The 25921-nt window shown below is 71.6% G+C and carries 20 protein-coding genes; all 20 read left to right on the top strand.

The window, feature by feature from the left end; translation table 11 throughout:
* The first annotated feature begins 375 nt into the window (after positions 1-375).
* The 20 genes from BLR02_RS07165 (at position 376) to ligA (ending at position 25772) form a co-directional block, all read left to right on the top strand.
* Positions 376-813, top strand: coding sequence for a division/cell wall cluster transcriptional repressor MraZ (locus tag BLR02_RS07165; RefSeq protein ID WP_090661968.1), 438 nt, complete (start codon positions 376-378; stop codon positions 811-813).
* Positions 810-1808 carry a 16S rRNA (cytosine(1402)-N(4))-methyltransferase RsmH gene (gene rsmH, locus BLR02_RS07160; protein WP_176849416.1) on the top strand — a complete coding sequence of 333 codons (999 nt, stop codon included), beginning with the start codon at positions 810-812 and terminating at the stop codon, positions 1806-1808. The genes BLR02_RS07165 and rsmH overlap by 4 nt, the downstream gene beginning before the upstream one ends.
* Complete coding sequence (gene ftsL / locus BLR02_RS07155; RefSeq protein ID WP_090563003.1) at positions 1805-2911, top strand: cell division protein FtsL; 1107 nt, start codon at positions 1805-1807, stop codon at positions 2909-2911. Before rsmH ends, ftsL begins: the two co-directional genes overlap by 4 nt.
* Positions 2908-5031: a peptidoglycan D,D-transpeptidase FtsI family protein gene (locus BLR02_RS07150; RefSeq protein ID WP_245704670.1), complete on the top strand. Its 2124-nt coding sequence runs from the start codon at positions 2908-2910 to the stop codon at positions 5029-5031. The genes ftsL and BLR02_RS07150 overlap by 4 nt, the downstream gene beginning before the upstream one ends.
* A complete protein-coding gene (locus BLR02_RS07145) occupies positions 5018-6478 on the top strand; it encodes a UDP-N-acetylmuramoyl-L-alanyl-D-glutamate--2,6-diaminopimelate ligase (protein ID WP_408735508.1) in 1461 nt (486 codons plus the stop codon). Before BLR02_RS07150 ends, BLR02_RS07145 begins: the two co-directional genes overlap by 14 nt.
* Positions 6475-7842, top strand: a complete 1368-nt coding sequence (locus tag BLR02_RS07140; RefSeq protein ID WP_090661963.1) for a UDP-N-acetylmuramoyl-tripeptide--D-alanyl-D-alanine ligase — start codon at positions 6475-6477, stop codon at positions 7840-7842. The genes BLR02_RS07145 and BLR02_RS07140 overlap by 4 nt, the downstream gene beginning before the upstream one ends.
* Entirely contained in the window at positions 7839-8927 is a 1089-nt protein-coding gene (mraY, locus tag BLR02_RS07135) for a phospho-N-acetylmuramoyl-pentapeptide-transferase (RefSeq protein ID WP_090562998.1), read from the top strand. The genes BLR02_RS07140 and mraY overlap by 4 nt, the downstream gene beginning before the upstream one ends.
* Positions 8927-10306, top strand: coding sequence for a UDP-N-acetylmuramoyl-L-alanine--D-glutamate ligase (murD, locus tag BLR02_RS07130; RefSeq protein ID WP_090661960.1), 1380 nt, complete (start codon positions 8927-8929; stop codon positions 10304-10306). The genes mraY and murD overlap by 1 nt, the downstream gene beginning before the upstream one ends.
* Positions 10303-11487, top strand: coding sequence for a peptidoglycan glycosyltransferase FtsW (locus BLR02_RS07125; protein ID WP_090662436.1), 1185 nt, complete (start codon positions 10303-10305; stop codon positions 11485-11487). The genes murD and BLR02_RS07125 overlap by 4 nt, the downstream gene beginning before the upstream one ends.
* A complete protein-coding gene (gene murG / locus BLR02_RS07120; protein ID WP_090661957.1) occupies positions 11484-12611 on the top strand; it encodes an undecaprenyldiphospho-muramoylpentapeptide beta-N-acetylglucosaminyltransferase in 1128 nt (375 codons plus the stop codon). Before BLR02_RS07125 ends, murG begins: the two co-directional genes overlap by 4 nt.
* Positions 12611-14047, top strand: coding sequence for a UDP-N-acetylmuramate--L-alanine ligase (gene murC / locus BLR02_RS07115; RefSeq protein WP_090562991.1), 1437 nt, complete (start codon positions 12611-12613; stop codon positions 14045-14047). Before murG ends, murC begins: the two co-directional genes overlap by 1 nt.
* Positions 14044-14937, top strand: a complete 894-nt coding sequence (gene murB / locus BLR02_RS07110; protein ID WP_090661954.1) for a UDP-N-acetylmuramate dehydrogenase — start codon at positions 14044-14046, stop codon at positions 14935-14937. Before murC ends, murB begins: the two co-directional genes overlap by 4 nt.
* Positions 14934-15857 (top strand): D-alanine--D-alanine ligase, encoded by a 924-nt coding sequence (locus tag BLR02_RS07105; RefSeq protein WP_090661951.1) that lies wholly within the window; start codon positions 14934-14936, stop codon positions 15855-15857. Before murB ends, BLR02_RS07105 begins: the two co-directional genes overlap by 4 nt.
* Complete coding sequence (locus tag BLR02_RS07100) at positions 15847-16755, top strand: cell division protein FtsQ/DivIB (protein WP_090562985.1); 909 nt, start codon at positions 15847-15849, stop codon at positions 16753-16755. Before BLR02_RS07105 ends, BLR02_RS07100 begins: the two co-directional genes overlap by 11 nt.
* A complete protein-coding gene (gene ftsA / locus BLR02_RS07095; RefSeq protein ID WP_090562982.1) occupies positions 16752-18047 on the top strand; it encodes a cell division protein FtsA in 1296 nt (431 codons plus the stop codon). The genes BLR02_RS07100 and ftsA overlap by 4 nt, the downstream gene beginning before the upstream one ends.
* 112 nt (positions 18048-18159) lie before the next feature.
* Positions 18160-19713 carry a cell division protein FtsZ gene (gene ftsZ, locus BLR02_RS07090; protein WP_090562979.1) on the top strand — a complete coding sequence of 518 codons (1554 nt, stop codon included), beginning with the start codon at positions 18160-18162 and terminating at the stop codon, positions 19711-19713.
* Positions 19714-19972: 259 nt separating this feature from the next.
* Entirely contained in the window at positions 19973-20974 is a 1002-nt protein-coding gene (gene lpxC / locus BLR02_RS07085) for a UDP-3-O-acyl-N-acetylglucosamine deacetylase (protein ID WP_090562976.1), read from the top strand.
* Between the two features lie 71 nt (positions 20975-21045).
* On the top strand, positions 21046-21918 hold the full coding sequence (locus tag BLR02_RS07080) for an outer membrane protein assembly factor BamD (RefSeq protein ID WP_245704669.1): 873 nt from the start codon (positions 21046-21048) through the stop codon (positions 21916-21918).
* 6 nt (positions 21919-21924) lie between these two features.
* Positions 21925-23604 (top strand): DNA repair protein RecN, encoded by a 1680-nt coding sequence (gene recN / locus BLR02_RS07075; protein ID WP_090661948.1) that lies wholly within the window; start codon positions 21925-21927, stop codon positions 23602-23604.
* Complete coding sequence (gene ligA / locus BLR02_RS07070; RefSeq protein WP_090661945.1) at positions 23601-25772, top strand: NAD-dependent DNA ligase LigA; 2172 nt, start codon at positions 23601-23603, stop codon at positions 25770-25772. The genes recN and ligA overlap by 4 nt, the downstream gene beginning before the upstream one ends.
* Positions 25773-25921: the final 149 nt, after the last annotated feature.

Here is a 25921-nt window from a genome sequence, read left to right as displayed (position 1 = left end):
TTCACCCACAACGAGCTCCGTGCGGGGAAAGAACAAACCGGGTAAGTATAACATATTGCTTTCGATCGCAGATGATTTCTCATGCGGTGGCGATCCCGGCCGCTAACGCCTTACGAATCCCCGAATTTGTCTGGCACGTTTAGTGATGCGGAACGGCATTCGCGCTTGTGGTCCCAGGAAATCCCGTGCTATCCCAAGTCATCCCGATGAAGGGTCCAAAGCTCGGGGGGGCGAGGGATCCGGAGCGGGATGGTCGGGCGAGCCGGCGGGGTCGGGGGGCCCCGTCGGCCGCTGAACCGGACGGCTTCGCGCCGCAGAACATCACCTCCCGAGGGCTAGTCAACAAGCGGTCACTTGGGGGGCGGTCGCTGGGCGATGTCCGAGTTCACAGGCACCTATGGAGGGGGCTTCGACGCGAAGAAGGGGCGCATCTCCGTGCCTGCTCCCTTCCGCGCCATCCTCAGCCGCCTGGGTGCCGAGGAGATCATTCTGCGCCGGTCGCGCCACCTGCCCTGTATCGAGGTCTGGCCGAAGCCGGACTACATGGCCGAGGTGAACGCCCGCGTCGCGGGGCTCAGCAAGCTCTCCGCCGAGTACCAGTCGATCATGCGGAAGCTGGTCGGCCGGATCCATACGCTGCACCCGGACACCGAAGGCCGCGTGGTGATGCCGAAGGACCTGGCCGAGGAGGCACAATTCGAGAGCGAACTCCAGTTCGCCGGACGTGGTGCGTATTTCGAGATCTGGTCGGCATCCGCCTATGCCGCCGAGGAAGCGCGGCTCGATGCCGAGGACGAGGGGGGCGACGTATGAGCGAAGTTGTCGCCTCCACGCCCGGCCATCTGCCGGTCATGCTGGCCGAGGTGCTGGAGCAGCTCGCACCGCGTGATGGCGCCACCTATCTGGACGGCACCTTCGGCGGCGGCGGTTATGCGGGCGCCATCCTCGATGCCGCAGGTTGCACACTCTACGCCATCGACCGCGATCCGGATGCGATCGCCCGCGGTGCCGCGCTGGCCGCGCGCCATGCCGGCCGGCTGCATCTCGTCGAGGGCCGTTTCGGCGACATGCTCGCGCTGCTCGAGGCGCGCGACGTCACGCGACTCGACGGCGCGGTGCTCGATCTCGGCGTCTCCTCCTTCCAGCTCGACGAGATGGGGCGCGGCTTCTCCTTCCGTGGCGACGGGCCGCTTGACATGCGGATGTCGAAACATGGGAAGTCGGCGGCGGACCTCGTCAATACGCTGGACGAGTCGGAGCTGGCCGATGTGCTCTATGAATTGGGCGAGGAGCGTTATTCGCGCCGCATCGCCCGCACCATCGTCGCGGCGCGGCGCGAGGCGCCGATCACCACCACGGCACGCCTCGCCGAGCTGGTGCGCGGCTGCGTGCCACGCGACCCGTCCGGCATCGACGGCGCGACGCGCAGCTTCCAGGCCCTGCGCCTCGCGGTGAATGACGAGCTCGGCGAGATCGAGCGTGGCCTCGCCGCCGCCGCGGCGCTGCTGGCGCCAGGCGGGCGGCTGGTCGTCGTCGCCTTCCATTCGCTGGAGGACCGGCTGGTGAAGCGTTTCATGGCTGGTGCCGCAGGCCGCAGCGCCGGCACCTCGCGCCATGATCCCGCCGCGCTCACCGGCCGCGCCGCCCCGGCCGCCTTCCGCCTGCTGACGCCGAAGGCGCTGCGGCCGGGCCGGGCCGAGACCGAAGCCAATCCTCGCGCCCGGTCTGCCCGGCTGCGCGCGATCGAACGCCTCCATCCTGCCTCCTTGGCCCCTGAACACCTGGCCGCACCCCGGGACGTCGCATGATCTTCCGCCCCTTCACCTCGCTTTGCCTCGTCGCCTTCCTCGGCGCCGGAATGCATGTCTACCAGACCAAGCACGAGGCCGCGGTGCTGGACCGGGAGTTGCGCGGCATCGCGCGGAAGGTCGAGGAGGCGGAGGCACGCACCCAGACGCTGCAGGCCGAGTGGGCCTGGCTGAACGAGCCGGAGCGGCTGCGTGGCGTCGCCCAGCGCCACCTGCCAGAGCTGGATGCGATGCAGCCGGCCCAGTTCGTCCGGGCCACGGAGGCGGAGCGTCGGCTGCCGGCCATTGCCGCCTATGATGGGCCGGTTGCGCTCTTCGCAGCGCGCGAGCCGGCGATGCCGCCAGGCAATACGTCGCTCGCCCTGCTGCCGCGAATCGCGGACCCGGTGCAGGTCGCGGTCGTCGTGCCGCCACCGCCCCCTGCCGCACCGACGCCACGGGCCGCAGCCGTTGCGCCCGCCCCCGTCACGCTCATCGCCCCCGCCGTTCCGCCGGCCGGCCCCGCGGAGCCGGCCCTCCCGGAGGAGGTGCTGGCGGTGCTGCCGCCACCGCCGCCGCTGCCGCCGCTGCCGGCCCCGTCGCCGGTCCGCCTCGTTGCGCCGGCTCCGCGTCCGGCGGTGCCGGAGCCGCGGCTTGCCGATGCGCTGCCGCGTCCGGCCCTGGTCGATCTCGCCCGCGCCACCATCGCGCCGCGTCCGGCTGAGGCCCGCCCCGCCGAGCCACGCCTGATGGAGGCGGCGCCACGGCCGGCGCTGCTCGACCTCGCCCGCGCCACGACGCCGGCACCGGCACCGCGCCCGGTGGCGAAGCCCGCACCGCGCCCCGCCTCCGAGATTGCCGCCCTGCCGCCGGTCGCGGCGCCCAGCCGGCCGGCCGTGACCCAGGTCGCCGCCGCCGCGCCGGCGCCGCGCTTGGTCGCCCCGGCCAACGCCGCGCCGGCACCGGTGGCCCCGACCCGGGCCGCCGCCAGCTACCTGCCGCCGCCGAGCCCGCCCGCTGCCCCTGCCGGCGGTTCCGCGCTCGGCATGGGCGGCCATCCGCTGCTGCCGCCGCCGGTGCCCTTCGGCAGCGCCGGCGCCGCAACCCTGGGGGCTGGCCGGTGAACGACTCCCACGACGAGCTGCGGCCGCCGCCCTCCCCGGATGCGGCGCCGGCGGGCCGGCCGCGCCCCGGCAGCCTCACCGCCACGTCCTCGCGCGCGCTGGTTCGCATCGCGGCGCCGGAGCTGGCGCGGCGGGCGCAGCTGGACAAGACGCGTGGCCGACTGGTGATCGCGGCTGGCGGATTCGCGCTGCTGTTCGGCGCGGTCAGCCTGAAGCTCGCCTTCGCCACGCTGTTCGACCCGATGGTGCCGAAGCCGCGCGCCGCGGTGCGCATCCCGACCGGCGAGCCGAATGTCGGCCGCGCCGCGATCACCGACCGCAATGGCGAGGTGCTGGCCGTCTCGCTTCAGGTGACCGAGCTCTACGCCAATCCGCAGGAGATCAACGACCCGCAGGCGGCAGCCGAGAAGCTGCTGACCGTGCTGCCCAATCTCGACCGCGAGCGGCTGGTGGCGCGGATCAGCCCGCGCATGGTGCCGGGGACGGAGCGGCCGGTGGAGTTCGCCTATATCGCCCGCAACCTGCCGCCTCGGCAGCAGCAGGCGATCAACGACCTCGGCATCGCCGGCTTCCACTTCCGCCCGGCCGAGCGGCGCTTCTACCCGCAGGGCTCGGCGGCGGCGCATGTGCTCGGCCAGGTGGATGTGGACGGGCGCGGCATCGCGGGCGTCGAGCGCAGCTTCGACGAGCGGCTGCGCGTCGACCGCTCGCCGCTGCGGCTGTCGATCGATGTGCGCGTACAGGTCGCGCTGCGCGAGGCGGTGCAGAAGGCCATCGCCGACTACAACGGCATCGGCGGCGCGGGCGTGTTGATGGACATCAACACCGCCGAGGTGCTGGCCATGGTCAGCTTGCCGGATTACGACGCCTCCGACCCGGGCGGGCTGCAGCGCCGGCAGGACGTGACGGCGGCCAATGGCCAGCCGATGGCGCGGCAGGTGGTGGCGCGCCCGGCGGTACCCACCGTGGTGAAGCAGGACCAGGACCCGCATTTCAACCGCGCGACCGTCGGTCTCTACGAGCCGGGCTCGACCTTCAAGCTGCTGACCGCGGCGATGGCGCTCGATGCTGGCTCGGCGAATATCTGGAGCAGCTTCGACGCCAGCCGGCCGATCCGCTACGGCCGCTTCACCATCAGCGACTACAAGGGCAAGAACCGGGTGCTGAGCCTGCCCGAGGTCCTGGCCTATTCCTCCAACCTCGGCGCGGCGCATATGGCGCTCGGCGTCGGCCCGGCGCGGCACCGCGAGTTCATGGGCCGGATGGGCATGCTGCAGCGCCTCGGCGTCGAACTGCCGGAGACGGCTCGGCCGCTGGCGCCGACCGCCAATGGCTGGCGTGACATCAACACCATGACGGTCTCCTTCGGCCACGGCATCTCGGTCACGCCGTTGCACGTCGTCACCGGCGTCTCGGCACTCGCCAATGGCGGCATCCTGCGGACGCCGACGCTGGTCGCCCAGTCGCCGGACTCGCAGCGCGAGGGGACGCGGGTGATCTCCGAGCGCACCTCGGAGACGATGCGCCGGCTGATGCGCCTCGTCGTCACCGACGGCTCGGGCAAGGGCGCCGATGTCCCCGGCTACTTCGTCGGCGGCAAGACGGGCACGGCGCAGAAGGTCGGGCCGCGCGGCGGCTACCTGCAGGACAAGCGCATCGCCGCCTTCGTCGGCGCCTTCCCGCTCAACGCCCCCCGCTATGCGCTCTATGTCATGGTGGACGAGCCGAAGCCGAATGCGCAGAGCCATGGCTATGCGACGGCCGGCTGGGTGGCCGCGCCAGCGGCCGGCGCGGTGATCCGCCGGGTCGCGCCCATCCTCGGCATGGTGCCGGAGACGGATCGCATCCCGCAGATCCAGCAGACCCTCTCCATCCCGCTGCAGCCGGGCCGCCCGGCGCGGCCATCGCCGCCTGTCGCCACCGCGCCGCAGGCGCCGGCCCCACGCGGGACGCCGGCCGCGACCCCGGCCACCCCGCCGGCCAGCGGCGTCGCTCCCGCACCGACGCTGGTGCCGCCTGCCCCGACGCTGCGCCGCACCGAGGCGGAACCGCCGGCCGGCCTGCTCCGCTTCGCCGTCAGCCCAGCCTCTCCGCGCGAGGCCGGCCTTGCGCCTCGATGACCTCCTGCGGGCCGGCGGGCTGCCGCCCGAGGCAGCGGGCGAGGCTGCCGGTCGGCTGATTCGCGGCATCACAGCCGACAGCCGGGCCGCTGCGCCCGGCATGCTCTTCGTCGCCCTGCCCGGCACGCGCCAGGATGGCCGCGCCTTCATCGGCGATGCCATGGCGCGTGGTGCCGCCGCGGTGCTCGCGCCGGAGGGCACGCCGGCCCCGGCCGGGCTGCCGCTGCTGGCCAGCCCCGACCCCCGGCGCAGCCTGGCGCTCATGGCGGCCGCCCTCGCCGGGGCGCAGCCGGCGACCGTCGTCGCCGTCACCGGCACCAACGGCAAGACCAGCACGGTGGATTTCCTGCGCCAGCTCTGGAGCCTGGCCGGGCGGCGCGCGGCCTCGCTCGGCACGCTCGGGCTGGTCGCGCCGGGCTTTCCCGGCGGACCGAGCCTCACCACCCCCGATCCCGTGATGCTGCATGGCCAGCTCGCGGCGCTGGCCCAGGCCGGCATCGGCCATGCGGCGATCGAGGCCTCCTCGCATGGGATCGAGCAGCGGCGGCTCGATGGCGTGCGCCTCGCCGCCGCCGGCTTCACCAACCTGACGCGGGACCATCTCGACTATCACGGCAGCATGGAGGCCTACCGCGCCGCCAAGCTGCGCCTCTTCGAGACGCTGCTGGAGCCGACCGCCACCGCCATCGCCCATGCCGATATGGAGGCCGGAACGCTGGCGGCGCTGCGAGCCATCGCCGCGCGCCGTGGGCTTAGCCTGTTGACCGTGGGCGAGGCGGGCGAGGCGGTGCGGCTGCTGGCGCATCGCGCCCTGCCGGACGGCCAGGCGCTCGAGCTTTCCGTCTTCGGCGCGCGCCACGCGCTGCACCTGCCGCTGCCCGGCCGCTTCCAGGCCGACAACGTCATGCTCGCCCTGGCGCTTGCCGTCGCCACCGGGCTGGAGCCGGACATGGCGGTGGCGCTGCTGCCGCGCCTTTCCGGCGTGCGTGGGCGGATGGAGCTTGCGGCGCGCCTGCCGAATGGCGCGGCGGTCTATGTCGACTACGCCCATACGCCGGACGCGCTGAGCCGGCTGCTTGGCGCGCTCAGGCCTCATGTGGGCCCGGGCGGGCGGCTGCATGTGGTCTTCGGCGCCGGCGGCGACCGCGATCCGGGCAAGCGCCCGCTGATGGGCGAGGCGGCGGCGCGCGGCGCCGATCGCTGCTGGGTGACCGACGACAATCCGCGCAGCGAGGACCCGGCCGCGATCCGCGCCGCCGTGCTGGCCGGCTGCCCGGGCAGCATCGATGCCGGCGATCGGCACGCGGCCATTGCCCGGGCGCTCGGCGATCTCGGGCCGGGCGACGTGCTGGCGGTGGCCGGCAAGGGGCATGAAAGCGGCCAGACGATCCGTGGCGTGACGACGCCCTTCGACGATGCGGCCGTGGTGCGGGAGCTGGCGGCATGAGCCTCTGGACCGGCCAGGGCCTGCGCGCGGCGACCGGCGGCAGCCTCGGGGCGGATGTCGCCATCGAGGGCATCTCGATCGACAGCCGCAGCGTGGCGCCGGGTGACCTCTTCATCGCGCTGCGCGACGCGCGGGATGGGCATGACTTCGTCGGCGATGCGCTGGCGCGTGGCGCGGCGGCGGCGATGGTGGACCGCGACCTGCCCGGCCTGCCGGGCGATGCGCCGCTGCTGCGCGTCGGCGACACGCTGGCCGGGCTGACGGCTCTCGGCGCCGCAGGGCGGGCACGCAGCGCGGCGCGGGTGGTGGCGGTCACCGGCAGCGTCGGCAAGACCGGGACGAAGGAGATGCTGCGGCTGCTGCTCTCCGGGCTCGGCCCGACCCATGCGGCCGTTGCCTCCTACAACAACCATTGGGGCGTACCCTTGACCCTCGCCCGCATGCCGGCGGTGAGTGCCCATGCGGTCATCGAAATCGGCATGAACAACCCGGGGGAGATCGCCCCCCTCACCCGCCTTGCCAGGCCGCATGTGGCACTGGTGACGAATGTGGGGGCTGCGCATATCGGCCATCTCGGCAGCCTTGAGGCCATCGCCCGCGAGAAGGGCAGCATCGCCCTTGGGCTGGAGCCGGGCGGCATCGCCGTGCTGCCGGCCGAGGACCCGATGTTGCCCGTGCTGCGCGCGGCGGTCGGGCCGCAGCACCGGGTGATGACCTTCGGGCCAGGGGGCGTTGTGACGGTGCTGGAGGTGGAGGCGGATGCCGAGGGCAGCACCGTGACCGCCGAGATCGCCGGGCAGCGCGCCACCTTTCGGCTTGGCGCGCCCGGGGCGCATCTGGTGCGGAACGCCATCGGCGCGCTGGCCGCGGTGCAGGCGCTCGGCGCCGATGCGGCGGCCCTCGCGCCGCGCCTGGCCGAATACCGTGCCATGCCGGGACGCGGCGCGCTGGAACGGGTTGCGACGCCCGATGGTGGCACCGCCATGCTGCTGGACGAGGCCTTCAACGGCCAGCCGCCCTCGGTGCGGGCGGCGCTCGCGGTGTTGCGGCTGCTGCCGGCGCGTCGGCGCGTGGCGGTGCTCGGCCAGATGGGCGAGCTGGGCGGCTTTTCCGTCGAGGAGCATCGCGGCCTGGCACCGCATGTGCAGGCGGCGGCGGATGTCGTCTTCCTCTGCGGGCGGGACATGCCGCACCTGGCCGCGGCCCTGCCGCCCGGCCTGGTGGCGGCGGTGACGGAGACTTCTGGCGAGTTGGCGCCGCTGGTGGCAGCGGCGCTGCGGGATGGGGATGCGGTGCTGGTCAAGGGTAGCAAGGCGACGCTGATGGGCAAGGTGCTCTCGGCGCTCAAGGGGAAAGCGGCGTGATCTTCAATCTCTTCGCGCCCTATGCCGAGGATTTCGCCCTCTTCAACCTGGTGCGGTACACCACCTTCCGCGCCGGCGCGGCCTGCCTGACCGCGCTGGTGCTCTCGCTTGCCCTGGGCCCCACGGTGATCAACTGGCTACGCGGCTTCCAGCGCGGCGGCCAGCCGATCCGTGCCGATGGCCCGGCCAGCCACCTCATCACCAAGAAGGGCACGCCGACCATGGGCGGCGTGCTGATCCTGCTGGCGCTGGTGCTGGCGACGCTGCTCTGGGTCGACCTGCGGAGCGGCCTCGTCTGGGCTGCGCTCTTCGTCACGGTGGGCTATGGCGGCCTCGGCTTTGCCGATGACTGGCTGAAGGTGACCAAGCGCAACACCAAGGGCGTCTCGGCGCGGATGAAGCTGGTCTGGCAGGCTGGCGTTGGCCTGATCGGGGCGGTCTGGATCGTGCTGCTGCTTCCCTCGCCCGTCGCCACCGGCCTTGCCCTGCCGATCTTCAAGGAGACCCTGATCCCGCTCGGCTTCCTCTTCCCGCTGGTCGGGATGCTGGTGCTGATGGGCGCCTCCAACGCCGTCAACCTGACGGACGGGCTGGACGGGCTGGCGATCGTCCCGGCGATGATCGCGGCGGCGGTCTTCACCCTCATCGCCTATCTCGTCGGCAACCGGGTCTTCTCGGAATACCTGCAGCTGCACTCCGTGCCGGGCGCGAACGAGCTGGCGGTGTTCTGCGCCGCGTTGATCGGCGCGGGCCTCGGCTTCCTCTGGTTCAACGCGCCGCCGGCGGCCGTCTTCATGGGCGATACGGGGTCCCTCGCGCTGGGTGGCGCGCTCGGCGCGGTGGCGGTGGCGACCAAGCATGAGATCGTGCTGGCGATCGTCGGCGGCCTGTTCGTCGTCGAGACGGTCAGCGTCATCATCCAGGTCTTCTGGTACAAGCGCACCGGCCGACGCGTCTTCCTGATGGCGCCGCTGCACCACCACTTCGAGAAGAAGGGCTGGGCCGAGGCCACCATCGTAATCCGCTTCTGGATCATCGCCATGGTGCTGGCGCTGGTCGGCCTGTCGACGCTGAAGATCCGCTGATGACGGCGCCCTTCACCCCCTTCCTCGGCGAGCGCATCGCCCTTGTCGGCCTCGGCAAGGCCGGGCTGCCGGCGGCGCGCCGGCTGGCCGGATGGGGGGCTGAGGTCTCCTGCTGGGACGACAGGCCGGAAGGGCGTGCTGCGGCGGCGGAGGCCGGGCTGGCGGTCGAGGACCCTTCGACCGGGTCCTTCCGCTGGGATGCGCTGCTGCTCTCGCCCGGCATCCCGCACCGGCTGCCGCGGGCGCATCCGGCGGCCGTCGCGGCTGAGGCCGCCGGACGGCCGGTCCTCTGCGACGTCGATTATCTTTATCGGGCGGTGCGCGCCGCAGGCTCCGCCGCGCGCTTCGTCGGCATCACCGGCACCAACGGCAAGTCGACCACCACGGCGCTGCTGCACCACCTGCTGCGGCAGGCCCGATGGGAGGCGGAGGCCGGCGGAAATCTCGGCCCGGCGGCGCTATCCCTCAATGTCTTGGGAATGGATGGCATATACACACTCGAGATGTCGTCATACATGTTGGAGCGAGTTCGGAGCGTGCGCTTCAACCAAGGTGTTATGTTGAACCTTTCGCCAGACCATCTCGACCGGCATGGCGACATGACCGGCTACCTGGCCGCGAAGGCGCAGGTCTTCGCACGGCAGACGCATGAGGATCTGGCCGTGCTCGGCATGGATGATGGCTGGAGCCGCGGGTTGCGTGACGGTCTTGCCGCTCGCCTGTGCCCCATCTCGGGCGACAGGGCGCAGCCCGGTGGCATCTGGGCCGAGGGCAGCCTGTTGCGGGATGATGGCGGGGCCATCCTCGACCTTTCCGAGGCCCCCTCCCTGCCCGGCAGCCACAATGCGCAGAACGCCGCCGCCGCCACGGCCTGCGCCTTCGATCTCGGCCTCACGCGGGCGCAGGTGGCGGACGGGCTGCGGAGCTATCCCGGCCTGCCGCACCGTCAGGAGCGGGTCGGCGCATGGCGTGGCGTCGCCTTCGTCAACGACAGCAAGGGCACCAATGCGGACAGCACGGCCCGCGCCCTGGCCAGCTACCCGCGCGTTGTCTGGATTGCCGGCGGGACGGCGAAGGAGGGCGGCATCGAGAGCCTCGCGCCCTTCTTCCCCCGCATCGCCGAGGCGCTGCTGATCGGGCGCGATGCGCCGGTCCTCGCCGCGACGCTGGCGGCGCATGGGGTGAGGCACCGTGTGGTCGGCACGCTGGATGCCGCCGTGCCGGAGGCGGCCGCCGCCGCCGCCGCGGGCGCCGCGCCGGTCGTGTTGCTGTCGCCCGCCTGCGCCAGCTGGGATCAGTTCACCGGTTTCGAGGCCCGTGGCGAGCGCTTCCGCGCGCTGGTCGCCGAGCTGGCCCAGGCCGAAGGGAGGGCCGCCTGATGGCCATTTCGCGCTCCGACAATTCCGTCCTTGGCCGCTGGTGGTGGACGGTGGACCGCTGGACGCTGGCGGCGCTGCTGATTCTCATCGGCTTCGGCTATGTGATGATGCTGGCTGCGAGCCCTGCGGTCGCCGAGCGTGTCATCGGCAGCGGCTCGCGCGAGCTGCTCTTCGTCAAGCAGGTGGTGTTCCTGGCGATGGCGGCATCGCTGATGGTGATGGTCTCGCTGCTGACGCCGCGGAATATCAAGCATCTGGCGATCCTTGGCTGCATCGGCGCCCTGGTGCTGACGGCGGCCACGCTCGTCATCGGCTTCGAGACCAAGGGCGCGCGGCGCTGGCTCGCCTTGCCGCTGCTCGGCACCATGCAGCCTTCCGAATTCCTGAAGCCCTGCTTCGCCGTGGTCGTCGCCTGGATGCTCGCCGAGGGCAAGGCCGCCGCCGCCCGCCGCGCCGCCTCCGGCGAGCGGGGCCTCGCGCTGCTGCACCCGCAATGGCTCTGGCCGGCCGGCGCCTTCCTGCTGCTCGCCGTGGTCGCGGTGGTGCTGAAGTCGCAGCCGGATTTCGGCATGCTGATGGTCGTGGTGTCGATGTTCCTGGCGCAGTTCTTCGTCGCCGGGCTGAACCTCGCCTTCGTCGGTGCGCTCGGCATCGGCGGCATCGGGCTGGCGATCGGCGCCTATTTCACCCTCGACCACGTCCGCAGCCGCGTCGACCGCTTCCTCGATCCGAGCTCGGGCGACACCTTCCAGATCACCAAGGCCATGGAGGCCTTCGGCAATGGCGGGCTGTTCGGCCGTGGCCCCGGCGAGGGACGGGTGAAGAACGCCCTGCCGGACGCGCATGCCGATTTCGTCTTCGCGGTCGCCGGCGAGGAATTCGGCTTCATCGTCTGCCTCGTCATCCTCGCCCTCTTTGCCTTCGTCGTGGTGCGCGGGCTGATCCGGCTGCTGGGCGAGGCGGAACTCTTCGTCATCCTGGCCGCGACCGGGCTGCTGGCGCAGTTCGGGCTGCAGGCCTTCGTCAACATGGCCTCCTCGCTGCACCTGATCCCGACCAAGGGGATGACGCTGCCCTTCGTCTCCTATGGCGGCTCCTCCGTGCTGGCCATCGCGCTCGGCATGGGGATGCTGCTGGCGCTGACCCGCAAGCGCACCTCCCGCGTGGACGTGGCCGAATGAGAGGGCCTGCGGTGCATCCCATCGTCATCGCCGCCGGCGGAACCGGCGGCCATCTGTTTCCGGCCGAGGCGCTGACGGCCGAACTGCTTGCGCGCGGCGAGCGTATCGCGCTGATGACCGATGCGCGCTCGGCAGCCTTCGAGAGCGCGGCCTTCGCCAATGCCGAGCGCTTCGTGCTGAGGGGCTCCGGGCTGTCCGGCCGCGGGGCGTTGAGCGCGGCGCGCGGCGCCATGGCGCTGGCGGCGGGCACGGTGCAGGCGCGGCGGCTGGTGCAGCGGCTCGGCGCTGCGGCGGTGGTCGGCTTCGGCGGCTATCCGAGCGTGCCACCCCTGCTCGCGGCGCTCACCATGCTTGGCCGGCGGCCGGTCACGGTCCTGCATGAGCAGAATGCCATCCTTGGCCGCGCCAACCGGCTGCTGAGCACCCGTGCCGATGCGCTGGCGCTCTCCTATGCCGCGACCGGCCGCGTGCCGGCGGGCGCGCCGGTGCATGTGGTTGGCAACCCGGTGCGGCCGGCCCTCGCCGCGCTGGCCGGTGGCGATTACCCGGGAACCGAGGGCGCGCTCCGGCTGCTGGTGCTCGGCGGCTCGCTTGGCGCCCGCATCTTCGCCGATGTGGTGCCGGCCGCCGTCGCCGCCCTGCCCGAGGACCTGCGCGGCCGTCTCGTCGTTGCCCAGCAATGCCGCGCCGAGGATCTCAACCGCGTGCGCGAGGCCTATGCCGGTGCCAATGTGCCCGCCGAGCTCTCGCCCTTCTTCCCCGATGTGGCCGGGCGGCTGGCGACGGCGCATCTGGTGATCGCCCGCGCAGGTGCCGGCACGGTGGCGGAGCTGGCCTGCGCCGGGCGGCCCTCCATCCTGGTGCCGCTGCCGCATGCGATCGACGATCACCAGAAGGCCAATGCCCGCGCCATTGCCGAGGCAGGCGCGGCCATCGTCATGCCGCAGGGCGCATTCACGCCCGCGGCACTCTCCAACCAGCTCGCCGCCCAACTCCGCGATCCACGCGGTCTGAAGCGCGCCGCCGCCTCCGCCGCCCTGCTCGCCCAGCCCGATGCGGCGAAGCGGCTGGCCGATCTTGTCCTCTCGCTCGTCAGGGCGCGTGCCGCCCAGGAAACCCGTTGATGCGTGCCCTGCCCCTTACCATCGGCCCCATCCACTTCGTCGGCATCGGCGGCATCGGCATGTCCGGCATCGCGGAGGTGCTGCACAATCTTGGCTACCAGGTGCAGGGCAGCGACATCGCCGAGGGCTACAACACTGCCCGGCTGCGCGAGGCCGGCATCCCCGTCGCCATCGGCCATGCGGGGGAGAATCTGGGCGGCGCCCAGGTCGTCGTCGTCTCGACCGCGGTCAAGAAGGACAACCCGGAGGTCCAGGCGGCCCGCGCCGCCCTCATCCCCGTCGTCCGCCGCGCCGAGATGCTGGCGGAGCTGATGCGCCTCAAATGGTCCGTCGCGGTCGGCGGCACCCATGGCAAGACCACGACGACCAGCCTCGTCGCCTGCGTGCTCGAGGCGGCGAAGATCGACCCGACCGTCATCAACGGCGGCATCGTCAATGCCTATGGCACGAATACACGCCTCGGCGACGGCGACTGGATGGTGGTCGAGGCGGATGAGAGCGATGGCAGCTTCCTCCGCCTGCCCTCGGTCGTCGCCATCGTCACCAACATGGATCCGGAGCATCTGGATCATTGGGGAACGGCGGAGGCGATGAAGGAGGGTTTCGCCCAGTTCGTCTCCAACATCCCGTTCTATGGCTTCGCGGTGCTCTGCCTCGACCACCCCGAGGTCCAGGCGATGATCCCGAAGCTCGACCGCCGGATCGTCACCTATGGCTTCTCGCCCCAGGCCGATGTGCGGGCGGAGCGCGTCATCACCGACCGCATGGGCGCAACCTTCGAGGTGGTGGTGCAGGACCGTGCGACCAAGCGCAGCCGGACCATGAAGCCCTTCCGCCTGCCGATGCTCGGCCAGCACAACGTGCAGAATGCGCTGGCCGCCATCGCGGTCGGCGTCGAGATGGATATCGACGAGGCGACGATCCGCAGCGCGCTCGCCGGCTTCAAGGGCGTGAAGCGGCGCTTCACCCGGGTGGGAGAGGCCGGCGGCATCACCGTGATCGACGATTACGGGCATCATCCGGTCGAGATCGCCGCGGTGCTGAAGGCGGCACGGCAGGCTGGCGCGCGGGACGTGATCGCGGTGGTCCAGCCGCACCGCTACTCCCGCCTCGCCACGCTCTTCGAGGAATTCTCGAAGTGCATGAACGATGCCGGCACGGTCATCATCGCCGATGTCTATGCCGCCGGCGAGGCGCCGATCGAGGGCATCGACAAGGATGCGCTGGTCGAGGGGCTGCGTGCCCGCGGCCATCGCAGCGTCGTCGCTCTGCCGGGGCCGGACAGCCTGGCCGAGATGATCCATGCCATCGCCAAGCCGGGCGACTACGTGGTCTGCCTCGGCGCCGGCAACATCACCGCCTGGGCGCATGCCCTGCCCGAGCAGCTTGCCGCGCTGCAGCCTGGCCTTCGCCCGACGCCGCTGAGGCGGGCATGAGCGCGCACGCGATGAGCCATGCCATCCCGCATATCCGCGGCCGGATCCGGGCGGGGGTGCCGCTGGCACCGCTCACCTGGTTCCGCGTCGGCGGGCCGGCGGAATGGCTCGTTCGGCCAGCGGATGCGGAGGATCTCGTCACGCTGCTCGCCGGCCTCGCGCCGGGGATGCCGCTGACGGTGCTTGGCGCGGCCTCCAACCTCATCATCCGCGATGGCGGCCTGCCCGGCGTCACGCTGCGCCTCGGCGGCGGCTTCGCCGAGGTCGTGGTGGAGGCGGATGGGATCGTCGCCGGTGCCGCCGCCCTTGATGTCACCGTCGCCGAGCATGCGGCCGCGGCCGGCCTCGCCGGCCTCGAATTCCTGTCTGGCATCCCGGGCAGCATTGGTGGCGCGGTCGCCATGAATGCCGGTGCCTATGGGAGCGAGGTGAAGGACGTGCTCGATTGGGCCGAGGTCGCCACGCCCGGCGGCGTGCAGCGGCTGACGGCAGGCGAGCTGCGGCTTGCCTACCGCCATGCCGCCCTGCCGCCCGGCGCCATCGTCACCCGTGCCCGCTTCCGTGCCCGGCCGGGCGATGCGGCGCCGCGCATGGCCGAGATCCGCGCGGCGCGGGAGGCAACGCAGCCCATCCGTGCACGGACCGGCGGCTCCACCTTCAAGAACCCCGCCGGCCAGAAGGCCTGGGCGCTGATCGATGCGGCGGGCTGCCGCGGCCTCCTGCGCGGCGGGGCGCAGGTCTCGGAGAAGCACTGCAATTTCCTGCTCAACACCGGCACCGCCACGGCGGCGGAGCTGGAAGCGCTCGGCGAAGAGGTCCGCGCCCGGGTGCTCGACCACAGCGGCGTCTCCCTGGAGTGGGAGATCAAACGGCTCGGAGTGGCGGCATGACCCATGTTGCGGTCCTGCATGGCGGCATCTCGGCCGAGCGCGAGGTCAGCCTCGCCTCCGGCGAGCAATGCGTGGCGGCCTTGCGCGAGGCCGGCTTCAAGGTGACGCCGATCGATGTCGGGCCCGATCTCGCCGTTACCATCGGCGCGCTGCGGGCGGCGAAACCCGATGTGGTGTTCAACGCGCTGCATGGCCGCTTCGGCGAGGATGGCTGCATCCAGGGCGTGCTCGACTGGATGGGGCTGCCCTATACCCATTCCGGTCTCCGGGCCTCGGCGCTGGCGATGGACAAGGTCGCGGCCAAGGCGGTGTTCCGCGCTGCCGGCCTGCCCGTGCCCTCGCATCGCCTGACCGATCCGGAGGAACTGGCCGCGGAGGACCCGCTGCCGCGGCCCTATGTGGTGAAGCCGGTGAATGAGGGTTCCTCGGTCGGGGTGCATATCCTCCGCACGGGCGACAACCGCCGCGCCGAGATCGCCGCGGGCTGGCGCTTCGGTCGGACGGTGCTGGCGGAGGAGTTCATCCCCGGCCGCGAGCTGACGGTCGGCGTCCTTGGCGACCGGGCGCTCGCGGTGACCGACATCATCGCCGATGCCGGCAGCTTCTACGACTATTCCTCGAAATACGCCGAGGGTGGCTCGCGCCATGTGGTGCCGGCGGCGATCCACCCCGTGGTGCGGGAGCAGGCGATGGAGGTGGCGCTCGCCGCTCATCGTGCGCTCGGCTGCCGCGGCGCGACGCGGGCCGATTTCCGCTATGACGACACGGCGGGCGAGCCCGGCCGCCTGGTGCTGCTGGAAGTGAATACCCAACCCGGCCTGACGCCGACATCGCTGCTGCCCGAGCAGGCGGCGCATGTCGGCATCGGCTTCCCGGCGCTCTGCGCCTGGATGGTGGAGCAGGCCTGCCATGGCCCCTGAACCGACCCGTACCCGCAATCGCCAGCCCGCGCGCCGCAGCCGGGCGGAAGCGACGCCATCGCGCCCCAGCCGCCTTCGGCTCTGGTTGCGGCGGCGGCGTGGCCTCATGCGCCCGGCCGGGCTTGCCCTCGGCATTGGCGGGCTGCTGACCGTGGCCGCGCTGGCGACCATGGCGGCCGACCCCTATGGCCGGATCGCCGCGCTCTGGGACGGCGCGGCGGAGATCGCCGGCAATGCCGGCCTCACCGTGCAAGAGGTGACGCTCGAGGGAAGCCGCAACACGCCGCCCGAGCTGGTGCGCGAGGCGCTCGGCATCCGCCGCGGCGACCCGATCCTCGCCTTCGACCCGCAGGCGGCCAAGGAGCGGCTGGAGCTGATCGCCTGGGTGAATTCCGCCCATGTCGAACGGCACCTGAACGGCAGCATCCGCATCCGCATCACCGAGCGGCAGCCCTTTGCCATCTGGCAGCGTGACGGCCGCTTCTCGGTGATCGACGAGAAGGGCGAGGTGGTCTCCAACGAGAATATCGGCGCCTTCGGCCGCCTGCCGCTGATCGTCGGCACCGGCGCCAACCGGCTGGCGGCGCCGATGGTGGCGCTGCTGCGCGGCGTGCCGGAGGTCCAGGACCGCACCCATGCCCTGGTGCGGGTGGCGGAGCGGCGCTGGAACCTGCGGCTGCGAAACGGCGTCGACGTGCTGCTGCCGGACGGGCAGGAGGCCGCGGCGCTCACCCGCCTCGCCGAGCTGCAGCAGAAGCAGGGGCTGCTCGATCGTCCGCTGGCGGCGATCGACCTGCGGCTGCCGGACAAGCTGGTGCTGCGCCTGCCCGGGCAGGCCACGCCTGGCGCGACCCCGCCCGAGCCCAGCGTGCAGCGTGTCAGGAGCGGCCGCGGATGAACCAGATCGCCCGCCTTGCCCAGCATGACGGCCTGCCGGCGCAGGGTCGCCGGAGGCGCGGCGCCCGCAGCGGCATCTTCGGCGTGCTCGATATCGGCTCGACCAAGATCGTCTGCGTCATCGCCCGGATCGAGAATGACGGGGAGCCGCGGGCGCTCGGCTTCGGCTGGCAGCGGGCGCGCGGCATCAAGGGCGGCAACATCGTCGACCTCGAGGAGGCCGAGAAGGCGATCCGCGCCGCGGTCGGCCAGGCGGAGGAGATGGCGGATACCCAGTTGAAGGGCGCCATCGTCAACCTCTCCTGCGGCCAGCCGGAATCGCGCCAGCAGAACATCCAGTGGCCGATCGGCGGGCGCGCCATCACCGAGGCCGATCTCCGAGCCATCATGGGCGAGGGTCGCCGCCGCAGCGCCGAGGACGGGCGGGAGACGGTGCATGCCTTCCCGCTCGGCTTCACCGTCGATGCGACGCCGGGCGCCGAGGACCCGCGCGGCATGATCTGCGAGACTGTGGCGGCCAAGCTTCACATGGTGGATGCCGCCCAGCATTCGCTGCTCAATCTCGGCGCGACGCTGCTGCGCTGCGACCTGATGGTGGAGGAGTTGGTCTCCGCCCCCTTCGCCGGCGGCCTCGCCACCCTGGTCGAGGATGAGAAGCAGCTCGGTGCCACGGTCATCGACATGGGCGGCGGCACCACCAGCATCGCGGTCTTCGCCGAGGGCCATCTGCTGCATACGGCGCAGATCCCAGTCGGTGGCTGGAACGTGACGAATGACCTCGCCCGCGGCCTCTCGACGCCGATCGCCCATGCCGAGCGGCTGAAGACCCTGCATGGCGGCGTGCTCGGCGCACCGGATGACGAGCGGGAATGGCTGCCTGTGCCACAGGTCGGCGAGGAGGAGGACCAGATCGCCCGCATTCCGCGCGCCATGGTCATCGGCATCATCCGTCCGCGGATCGAGGAAACCTTCGAGCTGGTGAAGGACCGGCTGGAGGCGGCCGGGCTCAGCCAGGAGATGGGGCGGCGCGTGGTGCTGACGGGCGGCGCGAGCCAGCTCGTCGGCGTCCGCGAACTCGCCGGCCGGGTGCTGGAGCGCCAGGTGCGGCTCGGCCGGCCGCATCCGGTGCGTGGCCTGCCGGAGACCGCATCCGGCCCCGCATTCGCCGCGCCGCTCGGCCTGCTGGCCTGGGGCGCCGGTGAAGGACGCCCGCTGTTGGAACTGATGCCGGGACTGGAGCGTCCTGCAAGCAGGTTTCGTCGCTTCGTCAACTGGCTGCGGGACCGCGCATGACCCGCTTGCTGCAAATTCTTTTGTGGATAACCGCGATCAATCGCTGCTGCGCAGAAGTGCACCGGTGCACGAATCGCGTCACTCGTTTACGTTTGCGCGAGGAGATCCCCGCATGACCCTCAACTTGACCCTGCCCGTTGTGCAGCACACCGATTTCAGCCCCCGCATCACCGTCATCGGTGTGGGTGGCGGCGGTACCAACGCGGTCAACAACATGATCGCCATGGGCCTCGAAGGGGTCGAGTTCGTGGTGGCGAATACGGATGCCCAGTCGCTGGTGCATTCGAAGGCCGAGAAGCGCGTGCAGCTCGGCCCGCACCTCACCCAGGGCCTCGGCGCGGGAGCGAAGCCGGAGATCGGCCGCGCCGCCGCCGAGGAAGCGACCGAGGAGCTGGCCCGCCATCTCGAGGGCTGCCACATGGTCTTCATCACGGCCGGCATGGGCGGCGGCACCGGGACGGGTGCGGCGCCGGTCATCGCCCGGATGGCGCGCGAGCGGGGCGTGCTGACGGTCGGCGTGGTGACGAAGCCCTTCGATTTCGAAGGCCCGAAGCGCAAGCGCGCCTCCGAATCGGGCATCGAGGAGCTGCAGAATTTCGTCGATACGCTGATCATCATCCCGAACCAGAACCTGTTCCGGATGGCAACGGAGCGCACCACCTTCGCCGAGGCCTTCAAGCTGGCCGACGAGGTGCTCTATGACGGCGTGCGCGGCGTGACCGACCTGATGATCAAGCCGGGCCTGGTGAACCTCGACTTCGCCGATATCCGTACCGTCATGGCGGAGATGGGCAAGGCGGTGATGGGCACCGGCGAGGCCGATGGCGACGACCGCGCGGTGAAGGCGGCCGAGCGCGCGATCAGCAACCCGCTGCTGGACGACGCATCGCTGCGCGGCGCCCGTGGCGTGCTGATCAACATCACCGGCGGCTACGACATGACCCTCTTCGAGGTCGACGAGGCCGCCAACCGCATCCGCAAGGAAGTGGATGAGGATGCGCAGATCATCTTCGGCACCTCGGTCGAGGAGGACCTGAACGGGCGGCTGCGGGTATCCGTTGTCGCCACCGGCATCGACGCGCAACAGGTTCAGGCGGCGACGCCGGCTGCCGTGCAACCGGCGTCGCCGGTCGCAGCCGCCGCGCCGCAGCCCGGCCTCACCATGCTGCCGGGTGGCCGCCCGGGCCGGCCGGCCACCACCGCGGCCATGATGCCGGCCGCGACGCCTGGCGCGCCGCGCGTCGCCATCCGGGGCGGTGCCCTGCGCGCCGCTGCGGCGCCATCCGCCGCTACGGCGCCGGCCGCCATGGCTTCGGCGCCCAGCCTGCATATGATGGTCCAGCCGGAGGAGGCCGCAGCGCCGGTCGCCGCCCCTGCCCCGGTCGCTGTGGTGGCGCCGGTCGTCGCCGCGCCGGTTGTTGCGCAGGCGCCTGTCGCCGCGCCCCAGCCGCCGGTCAGCAGCGGCTTCGGAGGCCTGTTCCGGCGTGTCACCGGTGCCGCCTCTGGCGGAATGATGCGACGGTCGCTGACGGAGCCGACCCCGGCCCCGGTTGCCCCGCGGCTCGACCAGCCGGCACCGCAGCGGCCGCCCGAAGCACCGCACGCGGCGCCCCATGGCCAGGTCGATTTCGAGATCCCGACCTTCCTGCGCCGCCAGTCGAACTGAGCCTGACCACATCCGTTGTCGCGTGACGCGGGCCGCCCCAGCCGGGGCGGCCCGTTTCGCATTCGCGTCCATCACGTTTCGACAGCTCGGCGGGCGGCGCAAAAACGGTGCTGAATCAATGACTTATCGCGTAATATGAAGTAATAAGGCTTGACTCGCTGAAGCCTCGGGGAGGTGCCAGGTATTGGCCTGGGCAGACGCCTCAACGACATCCCGGTTCCCTCCCGCGTGGAGAGCCGGGTTTCCCACAGGGGTAGGCATGGACGGATACTTCCCGCTTGAGACAGGTCGCCGCCGGACGCTGAAGGCCGCTATCGGCTGCGTCGGCATCGGCCTGCACAGCGGCAAGCGTGTGAGCCTGACCCTGCGACCCGCCGAGGCAGGCACAGGCATCCGCTTCCGCCGCACCGATATCGGCCTCGAGATCCCGGCGCTCTACGACCATGTGGTCGATACCCGCCTCTGCACCGCCCTCGCCCTTCCCGAGGCACCGGAGCGGCGGATCGGGACGGTCGAGCATGTGATGGCCGCGCTGGCCGGCTGTGGCGTGGATGATGCGATCATCGAGCTGGATGGGCCGGAGGTGCCGATCCTCGACGGCTCTGCCGCGCCCTTCGTCTTCCTGATCGAATGCACCGGCCTGGTGGCCCAGGCCGGCCTTGGCCTGCGGGAAGCGATCGAGGTGCTGCGGCCGGTTCGCGTGCAGGAGGGCGAGGGCCCGAGCGCCGCCTGGGCCGCATTGGAGCCGAGCGGCGGTGACGAGCTCGAGGCAGAGCTCACCATCGATTTCCCAGGCACCGCCATCGGCCGCCAGTCGCTGACGGTGCAGATCACGCCCCGCGAGTTCCGCGCCGAGTTGGCCGATGCCCGCACCTTCACCCTGGCGGAGGAGGTGGCCCGGCTGCGTGCCGTCGGCCTCGCCCAGGGTGGCAGCCTCGCCAATGCCGTGGTGGTGGATGGGCCGCTGGTGTTGAACCCGGGTGGGTTACGCCAGTCGGACGAGTTCGTCCGCCACAAGCTGCTGGATGTGGTGGGCGACCTGGCCCTGGCCGGTGCGCCGCTGCGGGGCCGGTTCAGCGGCCATCGCTCCGGCCATGCGCTGAACAACCGGCTGCTGCGGGCGCTCTTCGCGGATCCGGCGAACTGGCGCCCGGTGCATTCCTTCACCTTGCCCCAGGGCACCCTTCCCCAGGGCTTGGCGATACCGGCCCAGGCCGCGGAATTCACCCCGGTCCGCCAGCCCGCCGTGGCGGTGGCCTGAGTCCCTGCCTGGGTCCCTGTGGACCCGGGCGGCGGCGTGCTATAGAGCCGGTCCCTTCCTATGACCGGGCCATGATGATCCGACGCCTCTCCCCCCTGCTGTCCCTCTGGCTCGCCGTCGCGGCGCTGCCCGGCTGCTCGCTCTTCGGCAGCAATTGGGATGGCAAGCAGTCGAGCCTCGATGCCGAGCGCCAAACCACGGCCCGGACCAACAACATCGTGGACCGGTCGCCGGAAGGGCTCTACGCCGCCGGCATCGACGCGCTGCAGGCCCGGCGCTACCAGGCCGCGGTCGACCTCTTCGACCAGATCGAGCGTGACCACCCGCTCTCCGCCTGGGCGACGAACGCCAAGATCATGTCGGCCTATGGCGAGTACCAGCGCAACCGCTACACCGAGGCCATCGGCGCGCTGGACCGCTTCATCCAGCTGCACCCGGCGCATCGTGACATCGCCTATGCCTATTACCTCCGCGCGCTCTGCTACTATGAGCAGATCGCCGATGCGCAACGTGACCAGCGCACCACGGAACAGGCCATGGCGGCGCTGCAGGATGTGGTGAATCGCTTCCCCGACAGTGCCTATGCCCGCGATGCGCGGCTCAAGCTCGATCTCGGCCGCGACCATCTTGCCGGCAAGGAGATGAATGTCGGCCGCTTCTACCAGCGGCAGAAGCTCTACGGCGCCGCGATCGGCCGCTTCAAGCGCGTGGTCGAGGACTTCCAGACGACCAACCACGTCCCCGAGGCGCTGCACCGGCTGACCGAGATCTACCTCACCCTGGGCCTGGTGGACGAGGCGAAGAAGACCGCCGCGGTGCTTGGCCATAATTTCCCGGGCAGCCCCTGGTACCAGGACAGCTACGCCCTCCTCGTGGATGGTGCGCCGGCGGCGCCGGGTGACCGGCCCGGCTTCGCCCGCCGCGCCTGGAACTGGATCTTCTAGCATTCCATGCTGGCCTCGCTGGCGATCCGTGATGTGGTGCTGATCGAAAGGCTCGACCTTTCCTTCGGGGCCGGGCTGACGGTGCTGACCGGCGAGACGGGTGCCGGCAAGTCCATCCTGCTCGACAGCCTGGGCCTTGCCTGCGGCGCGAGGGCGGAGGCGGGCATGGTGCGCGCCGGGCAGCAGCAATGTTCGGTCGCCGCGGGCTTCATACCGCCCGAGGGGCACCCGGCGCTGGCCATCCTCGCCGAGCAGGATATGGAGCCGGAGGAGACGCTGGTGCTGCGCCGCGTCGTCCAGGCTGATGGCCGGAGCCGCGCCTTCGTCAACGGCCAGCCGGTCTCGGTCGGGCTGCTGCGGCGACTGGCGGCGACCCTGGTCGAGGTGCAGGGCCAGCATGACCAGGTGGGCCTCGCCGACCCGACCACCCATGCCGGGCTGCTCGATGCTTTCGGCGGGCTGGAGCGGCGACGGCAGGCCACCGCCAGCGCCTGGCGCGAGTGGCGCGAGGCGGAACGCCGGCTCGCTGCGGCACGGGAGGCGATCGCCACCGCGCAGCGCGACGAGGAATTCCTCCGCCACGCCGTGCAGGAGCTATCCGACCTTGCCCCGGTGGAGGGCGAGGAGGAGGAGCTGTCGAAGGAGCGCCAGCGCCTGCAGCAGGGCGAGCGGCGCGGCGAAAGCATCGCCAGCGCCCTGTCCGAATTGCAGCCACGCGACCGCCGGCGCGGTGGCCCGGCCGAAGCGCTGCGCAGCGCCGCCCGCGCGCTGGAGCGCCTGCCCCCGCCCAATGAGGAAGCCCAGGCGATCGTTGCCCTGCTTGGCGCCGCCCAGGACTCGCTGGCCGAGGCGGAGACCATGCTGCAGCGGCTGATGCTCGAGGATGGGCCCGACCCGCGCCGGCTGGAGGTGCTGGAGGACCGGCTTTTCGGCCTGCGCGCCGCCGCACGGAAGCACGGGGTCGCGGTGGTGGAGCTGCCGGCGCTGCTGGTCTCGCTGAAGGAGCGGCTCGGCGCGCTCGATGCCGGCAGCGGCCAGGTGGCGCGGCTGGAGCAGGCGGCGGGCGAGGCCAGGCGGGCCTATCTGGCGGCTGGCGAGGCGCTCTCCGCCGCGCGGCGCGAGGCGGCGGGACGGCTGGAGCGGGCCTTGGGCAAGGAGTTGCCGCCGCTGAAGCTCGACCGTGCCCGCTTCGTCGTCGAGGTGGCGGCGCGCGAGGAGAATGGCTGGGCGGCGGATGGCATGGATCGGGTGACCTTCCTCGTCTCCACCAACCCGGGGCAGCCGGCCGGGCAGTTGCAGAAGATCGCCTCGGGCGGTGAGCTTTCCCGGCTCATGCTGGCGCTAAAGGTGGTGCTGGCCCGCGGCTCGCCCGTGCCGACGCTGATCTTCGACGAGGTGGATGCCGGCATCGGCGGCGCCACGGCCGCCGCGGTCGGGGAGCGGCTGGAGCGGGTGGCGGAGCGGCTGCAGGTGCTGGTGGTGACGCATAGCCCGCAGGTGGCGGCGCGCGGGGCACAGCAGCTACGCGTGGCGAAGCAGGTGAAGGGCGAGCGGGCGGCGACGGTGGTGGAGCCGCTCGACAAGCGCGAGCGCCGCGAGGAGATCGCCCGGATGCTGGCGGGAGAGCGGGTGACGGATGCGGCGCGGGCGGCGGCGGACAGCCTGCTGACGGGAGGGCTGCTGTGACCGGCCCAGCCCTCCGGGCCCGTCCCCCCGGGGCGCTCACCCAGGACGAGGCCGTGGCGGAACTGGCCGCGCTGGCCGCCGAGATCGCCGCCGCCGATATCGCCTATCACCAGCACGACGCGCCCGAGATCACGGATGCCGAGTATGATGCGCTGCGGCGCCGCAACGCCGAGATCGAGGCGCGCTTCCCGGCCCTGAAACGGGCCGACAGCCCGAGCGAGGCCTCCCCCGGCGCGGCGCCTGCCGCGGGCTTCGCCAAATCCCAGCACCGCACGCCGATGCTGAGCCTCGACAATGTCTTCGGGCCCGAGGAGTTCGTCGAATTCACCCGCACGATCCGCCGCTTCCTCCGCCTGCCGGAGGAGGAGGTGCTGCGCTTCGTGGCGGAGCCGAAGATCGATGGCCTCTCGGTCAACCTGACCTATGAGAACGGCGCCTTTGTGAAGGGCGCGACGCGCGGCGACGGTACGCAGGGTGAGGATATCACCCGCAACCTCGAGACGCTGCGCGAGATGGAATTGCCGCGCCGCCTCGGCCCCGACGCGCCGGCACAGATCGAGATCCGCGGCGAGGTCTTCATGACCAAGGCGGATTTCCTCGCCTTTCGCGATGAACAGGCACGGCTCGCCGAGGAACGCGAGCAGCGCCGCGAACGGGGCGAGAAGGTGGGCCCCGAAATCCGCATCCCGGCGAATCCGCGTAACGCCGCCGCCGGCTCACTCCGGCAGCTCGACCCGGAAGTGACGGCGCGACGGCCGCTGCGCTTCTTCGCCTATGCCCAGGGCGCCTCCAGCGCGCCGGTGGCCGAAACCCATTGGGATTACCTGGCCACGCTGAAGCGCTGGGGCTTCCGGGTGAACCCGCTTTCGGCCCTGCTGCCGGACGAGCATGCCGCCGAGGCCTTCCAGGCGCGCATGACCGGCGAGCGCGCCGGCCTCGACTACGATATCGACGGCGTGGTCTACAAGATCGACCGGCTGGAGTGGCAGACGCGCCTCGGCTTCGTCGGCCGGGCGCCGCGCTGGGCCACCGCCTGGAAATTCCCGGCCGAGCAGGCGATGACGACGCTGCTGCGGATCGAGATCCAGGTCGGCCGCACCGGCGCGCTGACGCCGCGGGCGGTGATGCAGCCGGTCAATGTGGGCGGCGTCATGGTGCAGCATGCGACGCTGCACAATGAGGACGAGATCGCGCGGAAGGATGTCCGCATCGGCGACACCGTCGTGCTGCAACGTGCCGGCGACGTCATCCCGCAGATCGTCTCCGTGGTGCTGGAGCGGCGGCCGGCGGACAGCCAGCCTTTCGCCTTCCCCGATCGCTGCCCGGCCTGTGGCAGCCATGCCGTGCGCCCGCCCGGCGAGGTGGTGAAGCGCTGCACCGGAGGGCTGATCTGCCCGGCGCAGACGGTGGAGCGGCTCAAGCATTTCGTCGCCCGCAATGCGATGGATATCGAGGGGCTGGGTGAGGAGAACATCCAGAAGCTCCATGACGAGGGGCTGGTCCGCAGCCCGGCCGACATTTTCCGCCTCGGCACCCATGCCGAGCGCATGCGCGGCTGGGAAGGTTGGGGCGCCAGGTCGAAGCGGGGGGAGGAGGCGAAGAAGGTGACGAACCTGCTCGCCGCCATCGAGGCACGGCGGGCGCCGCCGCTCGACCGCTTCATCTTCGCCCTCGGCATCCGCCGCATCGGCGAGGCGAATGCCAAGCTGCTGGCGCGGCATTACGGCTCGCTGGCCGAGTGGCGGGAGCGGATGCTGGCGGCGCGCATCATCGGCTCCGAGGCACGGGAGGAGCTGGGCTCGATCCAGGGCATCGGCCCGGCCATCGCGCAGGAGCTGGTGGATTTCTTCGATGAGCCGCGCAATCTCGCCGCGCTCGACGATCTGGCACAGGAGGTATCGCCCGTGCCAGTGGCGAGTACGGCTGCGGCGGATAGCCCCTTCGCCGGCAAGACGCTGGTCTTCACCGGTACGCTCGAAACCATGACGCGGCCCGAGGCAGAGGCGCGGGCCGAGACGCTCGGCGCCAAGGTGACGAAGAGCGTCTCCTCGCGGACCGACTTCGTCGTGGTCGGCGCCGATGCGGGCAGCAAGGCCAGGAAGGCGACGGAACTGGGCCTTCGGGTGCTGACTGAGACGGAGTGGCGGGAGTTGGCCGGCTTCGGCTGACACGCTTCCTTAGCTGGCGGCGATAGATGCTGCCGGGCAAAACGCAGGCCAAGGCATGGGAACCGCAGTCTCGGCCGGGGCCAGGCGGGGCAAAACCGCATCATCCTTGGCGATGCCGATCTGCCGACGCTCGTCTATCGGCCCGGCAA

This window comes from Belnapia rosea, assembly GCF_900101615.1.
In the GTDB taxonomy this organism is placed as follows: Bacteria; Pseudomonadota; Alphaproteobacteria; order Acetobacterales; family Acetobacteraceae; genus Belnapia; species Belnapia rosea.
The sequence above is the reverse complement of the archived record's forward strand: the minus strand, read 5'-3'. Positions and strand labels throughout refer to the sequence as shown.